Below are 7,400 nucleotides of genomic sequence, written 5' to 3'. Positions count from 1 at the left end.
TTAGTCAAAATACTGCTGTTTTAGTCGTAATTATTGATTTGCTTTTTCAACTGTGCTTTTGCACAACGAAATATACAGTTTTTCCATTTCATTCCTTTGTAGCTTGCGTGCCAAGTTCTATTATACAAGATCACATTGACGAATGTGCAAAAAGCATGACAAATATGATATACAGAATCTGTTTTCCGTGTTATAGTAGACAACAGCATAATTGATAATTGCAACGATATTGTCCTGATAAAATAACTAATAAAAGGAGAAGTTTGGAATATTATCATATGAAATTTTAAAAAATATGTGTAATACTATCCGTTGTGACAGCTCTGCTCCTGATGGATCTCACAAAGTTCCCACTTGTATCTGCTGAAAATGATACTGTTTATTTCAGTCAATTTGATATGAATGTAAATGGTGGTGAACCGATACGAGGTGTTGATATATCCTCTATATTGGCTGTGGAGAATGCCGGTGTCACATTCTGTAATGAATATGGCAGAAAACAGGATATTTTTCGGACACTTTCCGAGCATGGTGTCAATTATATTCGAGTGCGTGTCTGGAATGAACCTTATGACAGCAGGGGAAATAGCTACGGTGGCGGAAATTGCGATTTGTACACTGCTGCTGAAATTGGGAGACGTGCAGCCAAATATGGCATGAAACTGCTTGTTGATATTCAGTATTCTGATTTCTGGGCAGATCCAGAAAAACAGACTCGCCCGAAATACTGGATACAGCATGACCATGAAACATTAAAGGGTGAAATTTATAAATACACCGCATGGGTACTGGAAACCATTTCTGAAGCCGGTGGAAATATTGGCATGGTTCAGGTGGGGAATGAAACCAACTGCTTTTTTTGCGGTGAAACGGACATGTACAAAATATGTGATTTGTTTGCAAGCGGAGATCAGGCAATCCGTGATTTTGACAGATCTGTCCTGATTGCACACCATTTTGCAAATCCATCAACCGGATCTTATGCATGGTATGCACAGGTAATGGACGAATGTAATCTGGATTATGATGTATTTGCAACTTCTTATTACCCATACTGGCATGGAACAACGGAAAATCTGACGGCTGTCCTTAAAGAAATTGCTGATACATACAACAAGTATGTTATGGTTGCTGAAACAGCTTATCCTTACACAAATGAAGACGGTGATACATTCGGAAATGCAGTATCCGAAGATTCAGACAGTGCTGTTTTTCGGTATGACATCTCTGTGGAAGGGCAGGCACAGTGTCTGACAGATGTTTTCCAAGCGGTAGCAAATGTGGGAGAAAAGGGAATCGGCGTTTTCTACTGGGAACCGGCATGGCTTGGAGTAAACGGCATTTCATGGGAGGAGCAAAGCAGTCTGTGGAAAAAATACGGTAGCGGTTGGGCTACGGATTATGCCGCAGAGTATGATGCATCGGTGACAGGTGCAGGGGGTTCTTCTTATGACAATCAGGCTTTGTTTGATTTTGAGGGAAATTCTTTGAAATCTCTTCAGGTATTCCGGAATATTTATCCGCAGAATAATGAGATTTTAAATCCAAAGGGGGCAGTAATTGAAAACGGCAGATACAGAATAAAGAATGTAAACAGTGAACTTTTTATTTCGAAAAAAACGGGAACGCTGTCCAGAGCAATGGAACTGTCTGGACATTCACAAAAAATGATGACGACACTTTTTACATAACTACATTGGACGGAAGGGCTCTTACCGTAGAAAAAAGTGCTGATACAAATGGCACAAATATTTTACTTCAAAAGCACAAAGGAGATACATCTCAAAAATACACACTGTGCCGAAATACTGATGGGACATATGCACTTCTGACAGCCGCTTCGAACAATAAAAGCTGTCTTGATGTATATAACATCAGTAAAGAGGATGGTGCGAATATCTGCCAATGGGAATATTGGGGCGGAAATGGGCAGAAGTTCATTCTGGAGCCGGTGAAAGAAATAGAAGGAGATGTCAATGCAGATGGTGCACTGAGTGTTATCGATGCTATACTGCTTCAGAAATGGCTTCTTGCTGTACCCGATGCAGAGCTTACCGACTGGAAAGCTGCGGATTTATGCGAAGATAATATTATAAATGTATTTGATTTGCATCTGCTGAAGCGGATGCTGCTTGAACAATAAAAATCTTGAGGAGGAATCGCAATGAAAATGAAAAGTAAGTTCATACTGAGAATATTGGCTTCCACTGTTTCTGTGGTACTTTTGGCATCAGCTTTACCGTTTCAATCATCTGAGCTGACAACAGCAGACGCTGCACAGACAACAACCATATCGAACCCGATTATATGGGCAGATGTTCCTGACGAGGACATTATTCGTGTGGATGATACCTACTATATGGTAAGCACCACAATGTATTTCAGTCCGGGTGCCCCGATCATGAAATCAAAAGATTTGGTTTCATGGGAGATATGCAATTACGTCTATGACACTTACGCTGATGGTGATAAGCAGACTCTCAAAAATGGTGAAAATGATTATTCGCATGGACAGTGGGCGGCAAGTCTTAGATACCATGACGGTAACTTCTATGTATTTTTTGGAAGTTATGGCACTGGAAAATCCTATATATACAAGACTTCGGACATTGAAAACGGAACGTGGACACGCAGCGAGATAAACGGAATGTATCATGATGCTTCCATTCTGTTTGATGATGACGGACGGAATTATCTGGTATACGGTGCAGGTGGTACAGCAAAAATCAAGGAATTCAATTCAGATATGACAGGCTTTAAGAAAGACGGTGTGGAACAGACATTGTTTTCCACAGGACTGGACAATCTTGCCGGAGAGGGCTGGCATATCCAGAAAATAAATGGATATTATTACATTTTTGTTATTGCATGGCCTTCAAACAGCAAACGTATAGAGCTTTGTTATCGAAGTAAGGAACTGCTTGGCACATATGAGGGAAAAACGATTCTGAATTCCGGACTTGGCACTTATGGCAGTGGTGTTGCACAGGGCGGTATTGTAGATACGCCTGATGGAAAGTGGTACGGACTTCTGTTTCAGGATCACGGCAGTGTAGGACGAATCCCTGTGCTTGTTCCAGTGACATGGGAAAATAACTGGCCGATGATGGGCGTAAACGGCGAAGTACCCCTGACACTTGAAATTGATAGTGATTATGCCGGCACTCAACTTACAAAAGACGATGATTTCACATACAGCTCCAACAAGCTTGATCTCGAATGGCAGTGGAATCACAATCCTGATAATACTGCATGGTCGGTGACAGAACGCCCTGGCTATCTCAGATTAAAAAACAATACCCTTGCAACCAATCTGTTGGATGCAAAAAACACTTTAACACAGCGTGCGGAAGGGCCTTCCTGTAGCAGCGTGATAAAGCTGGATACTTCTGGAATGAAAGCAGGTGATTACGCAGGCCTTTCAGCTTTTCAGTTTAAATATGGCAATGTAGGCGTTTATGTATCAGATGACGGAACAAAGAAAATCTATATGGCAAATAATGGCGGTTATTCCGACAGTGCCACTGTTGGTGATAGCTATAACAACATCATAGAGCAGACGAATCTCAGCGGAAATGAGATTTATCTCAAAGTTGATTTTCTGTTCAATACGGTGGATTCTACCGGAAACAGTTCCTATAATATTGATAAAGCGAATTTCTATTATTCCTATAATGGTGCAGACTGGAAAAAAATCGGCGAGGAGTTGAGTATGGTATACAGTCTGACCCTGTTTACTGGTTACCGCAGCGGCATTTACAGCTATGCAACAAAAACGACAGGCGGTTATGCGGATATTGATTACTTTGACTATGAGCGTGCCGACTGGAATGCATCGACTGTGATAAAACCGAATGAATACGGTTGGTATTTTGCCGACGGCTTTGAGGGAGATATCTGTTCATGGCAGGCAAGAGGCTCCGCAAGCATTCAGACAAGCGGCAGAACCGCCTATGTAGGAAGTGAGGCACTGCTTATACAGAATCGAACCGCTGCATGGAATGGTGCATACAAGGCACTGAATCCCAGAGTCTTTCTACCGGGAAATGAATACAGCTTCAGTGTCAATGTGACATATTTTGACGGTACGGCGACGGATAAATTTTATCTGAAGCTTCAGTACATCGACGCAAACGGTGATACACAATATAACACAATTGCAGAAGGAACAGGTATCAAGGGTGAATGGATTCAGCTTGCAAACACAAATTATCAGATACCGGCGGGGGCATCGAATATGCAGCTCTATGTAGAAACTGCAAACACCACCAATAATTTTTATATAGATGAAGCCATTGGTGCAGCAGATGGCATCGGAATACTTGGTGCAGGTGTGTCAAAAGACATTATATTAGGAGATTTAAATTCTGATAATGTCATTAATGCAATTGATTTATGTCTTGCAAAACATGGAGTATCATACGGTTTTGACAGCAAAAGATATGAGATCGCCGCAGATGTGGATCAAAGTGGAACCGTCGACGTTACAGATCTCAAACTGATTCAGGACTTTCTTTTTGCAAAAATCACGGAATTTCCAATTGCAGAAAAGCAGGACAACCAATAAAATCTACCGTTTCTATGAAAGAATATACTGCACTGGTAAGTGCCAATATTCTGGAAACAGAACCGGCGGAGGAACGGGAAGAAAAATCAGGCGTAACATATGGAACAATCCAAAAAGTAAGCTATTATTCGACAACCTGTAAAAGGACACGCTGTTTCAATATACTGCTTCCGGCAAATTACTCTGAGAGTAAGCAATATCCTGTTTTATATGCAATGCATGGTTACTGGCAGACAGAGGATACACTGATTGATGAAACTGATAAAAGTATGCGTCTGCGTCAGATTATCGGTAACGCCATTGCTTCGGGAGAAGCAAAGGATATGATTGTTGTGTTTCCGTATATTTATGCAAGCGAAACACAGGATTCATGCAGTGGCATGAACGAGGCAAACAATACAGCCTATGACAACTTTATTAACGAGTTGACTAACGATTTAATGCCGTACATCGAGTCGCATTATTCTGTTAAAACAGGAAAAGATAACACAGCCATTATGGGATTTTCTATGGGAGGAAGAGAATCACTTTATATCTCAATGAAGCGTCCCGACCTGTTCGGTTATGTGGGTGCAGTTTGTCCTGCACCAGGGGTTTCTCCGGGACTGATTGCAAAATCAGACTTTCAATATACCGATGAATCACCATATTTGCTGCTCCTGACAGCTGGTTCAAACGATACAGTGGTCTATTCTACACCGTCCAGATATAATGATATCCTTAACAACAACGGCGTACCTCACATCTGGCATTATGTGAAAGGCGGTTATCATGGAGGCAATTGTATCCGTGCACATATGTATAATTTTGTAAGAGCCGTTTTTAAGGCAACCGATTGATAAAACAAAAATAACAGCCGTATTTATCCATTTGCATCTTGATAAATACGGCTGTTCTGAAAGGAGCAGATTAATTTGAAAATCAAAAAATGAAATTGTCAATAACACTTGACACATTAAACGCAAGGGTTTTGAAGTTAAGCAGCTGCCTCTGTTATAAAACAATTCCTCCTTTATTCTTGCCCATATACTTTCGTATTGCATTATTGTGGCATCTTCCTCAGATCATCGGATTTGCGAGCTTCCCGGTCAGCTTTGGTGATCCCATTGGGTTTCCGCTTTGGCTTATGGATCGAGAGTACTACTTCCGCTATACTTGCAAAATTGGATAAGAAAATTACAAAGTATGTCAAGAAATTCAGGGCATATAATATGTAGAATCATCAGGTGGTATTTGTGAAATACTGCTTAGATATTATCGAAAGGAAATTCAATGTATAGTATAGGAACATTTTCCAAATTAACAAAAACCACAATTGCAGCTCTGAGGTTCTATGATAAAGAAGGACTTTTGAAGCCTGCTTATACGGATTCTAAAAGCGGATACAGATATTATCTGTCCTCACAGCTTGTCACAGTGCAAAAAATTCTTTCACTGCGCCAGATAGGTATCCCGATTGAACAGATTAAAATTATGATTAATACAAATGACGAACAATATCTCGATTTTGAAACAAAAGTGAAAATCACAACTGCTGATGCACAGTCTTTTATTGGTGTCATCACTGGATTTGAAGATGAACTTGACACTGAATCAAAAAAGACGAGTTGGAACTTGATGTCGACGACCGCTATGTTATGATCGAAATGCCGGGCATCGTGTCTGTCGAAAAGGTATGAGCAAGTAACAATGGCATAGCAAAAATATTTTCAAAGCATCTCTCACGAGGTGCTTTTTCATGCCCTGATCACGGGCGAAAACTTGCAGAAAGCGGAAAATAAGAACAGAAAAATCCAGAGGCTCCCACTGCGGAGGGAAAAAGCAACTTTTTCATATACAAAAAGCACCGGATCTTCCTGTCGATTAGGACGATCCGGTGCTTTCTTATTACAGTCTGTCGATTCTGTTTTCTAACCCTTTGCAATCTTGGTATCGATTTTTATAACACAGGATCGCCCACTACTTTTTGGTCTTACTCATCCTCTTTACGCTTGAGGACACCAGATGCCTTCACCGCACCGAATCCGAATGCCATGAACAGTGCTGCACCCACGCACAGGAGCCAGTTTGTCATAGCGTTGTTTCCGGTTTGGGGCAGGTTGACTTCTGCGTTGGAAGAATCCGTACCGACGCCGGTCTTCGGATCAACGGTGTAAACATCCAGCACATTGCCGTTTTCGTCGGTCAGCGTGATCTCGCAAGTTTCCTCTGAACGTGCAGTGATTTCTGCATTTGCAGGTACGATGCCAGCCTTTTTCTGGTAATCGTTGATCGCCCAGCTGCAAAGATCTTCGTCTGCAATGTTGGTTACGCTTGTAGTTGCTGCTGTTGTGATCGTGGTTGCCGATGTTGCAGCAGTAGATTCTGTGTTGGAAGCACTGGTAGTCATAGTTGTTTCACTTGCGGAAGTCGTTCCACTTGTAGCGGTTGTTCCATTTGTAGCAGTTGTTGCCTTGGTAGTGGCAGTTGTTTCGTTTGTGGTAACTGTAGTTGCCTCGGTTGTTGCGGTTGTTTCGTTTGTGGTAGTTGTTTCCTCAGTTGTCGCGGTTGTTTCATTTGTGGTAATAGTGCTTTCCTCGGTGGTGGCAGATGTTTCTCTTGTGGTAACAGTGCTTGCCTCAGTTGTTACAGTCGTTTCGTTTGTGATAGTAGTTTCTTCAGTTGTTACAGTCGTTTCGTTTGTAGTAGTTTCTTCGGTTGTTGCGGTTGTTTCGTTTGTGGTAGTAGTTTCCTCAGTTGTTGCGGTTGTTTCGTTTGTGGTAGCAGTTGCCTTAGTTGTCGCGGTTGTTCCGCTGGTAACAGTCGTTGCCTTGGTCGCAGAAGTCGTTCCGCT

6 protein-coding genes are annotated in these 7,400 nt (G+C 41.6%); 5 read left to right on the top strand and 1 reads right to left on the bottom strand.

Annotated elements, in window-relative coordinates; all coding sequences use genetic code 11:
- Positions 1–332: 332 nt before the first annotated feature.
- The 5 genes from RUMCAL_RS13765 to RUMCAL_RS13745 all read left to right on the top strand — a co-directional run bounded on the left by RUMCAL_RS13765 (position 333) and on the right by RUMCAL_RS13745 (position 6,208).
- Positions 333–1,691, top strand: coding sequence for a glycosyl hydrolase 53 family protein (locus tag RUMCAL_RS13765; protein ID WP_021683623.1), 1,359 nt, complete (start codon positions 333–335; stop codon positions 1,689–1,691).
- 5 nt (positions 1,692–1,696) lie between these two features.
- Positions 1,697–2,143 (top strand): RICIN domain-containing protein, encoded by a 447-nt coding sequence (locus tag RUMCAL_RS13760; protein WP_021683622.1) that lies wholly within the window; start codon positions 1,697–1,699, stop codon positions 2,141–2,143.
- Between the two features lie 21 nt (positions 2,144–2,164).
- Entirely contained in the window at positions 2,165–4,567 is a 2,403-nt protein-coding gene (locus RUMCAL_RS14890) for a beta-xylosidase family glycoside hydrolase (protein ID WP_021683621.1), read from the top strand.
- Between the two features lie 14 nt (positions 4,568–4,581).
- A complete protein-coding gene (locus RUMCAL_RS15690) occupies positions 4,582–5,406 on the top strand; it encodes an alpha/beta hydrolase (RefSeq protein WP_021683620.1) in 825 nt (274 codons plus the stop codon).
- A 433-nt stretch (positions 5,407–5,839) separates the two neighbouring features.
- Positions 5,840–6,208, top strand: coding sequence for a MerR family transcriptional regulator (locus RUMCAL_RS13745; protein WP_021683619.1), 369 nt, complete (start codon positions 5,840–5,842; stop codon positions 6,206–6,208).
- A gap of 331 nt (positions 6,209–6,539) precedes the next feature.
- Here RUMCAL_RS13745 and RUMCAL_RS16050 read toward each other — a convergent pair.
- A partial coding sequence (locus RUMCAL_RS16050; protein ID WP_021683617.1) for a hypothetical protein occupies positions 6,540–7,400 on the bottom strand: 861 nt, incomplete at its 5' end.

This window comes from Ruminococcus callidus ATCC 27760 (genome assembly GCF_000468015.1).
In the GTDB taxonomy this organism is placed as follows: domain Bacteria; phylum Bacillota; class Clostridia; order Oscillospirales; family Ruminococcaceae; genus Ruminococcus_C; species Ruminococcus_C callidus.
Note: the sequence above shows the minus strand (reverse complement) of the source record. Positions and strands in the feature narration are given on the sequence as shown.

Coding starts and splice junctions, on each gene's coding strand:
- RUMCAL_RS13765 (WP_021683623.1), top strand. CDS start 333: ATGGATCTCACAAAGTTCCCACTTGTATCTGCTGAAAATGATACTGTT.
- RUMCAL_RS14890 (WP_021683621.1), top strand. CDS start 2,165: ATGAAAATGAAAAGTAAGTTCATACTGAGAATATTGGCTTCCACTGTT.
- RUMCAL_RS15690 (WP_021683620.1), top strand. CDS start 4,582: ATGAAAGAATATACTGCACTGGTAAGTGCCAATATTCTGGAAACAGAA.
- RUMCAL_RS13745 (WP_021683619.1), top strand. CDS start 5,840: ATGTATAGTATAGGAACATTTTCCAAATTAACAAAAACCACAATTGCA.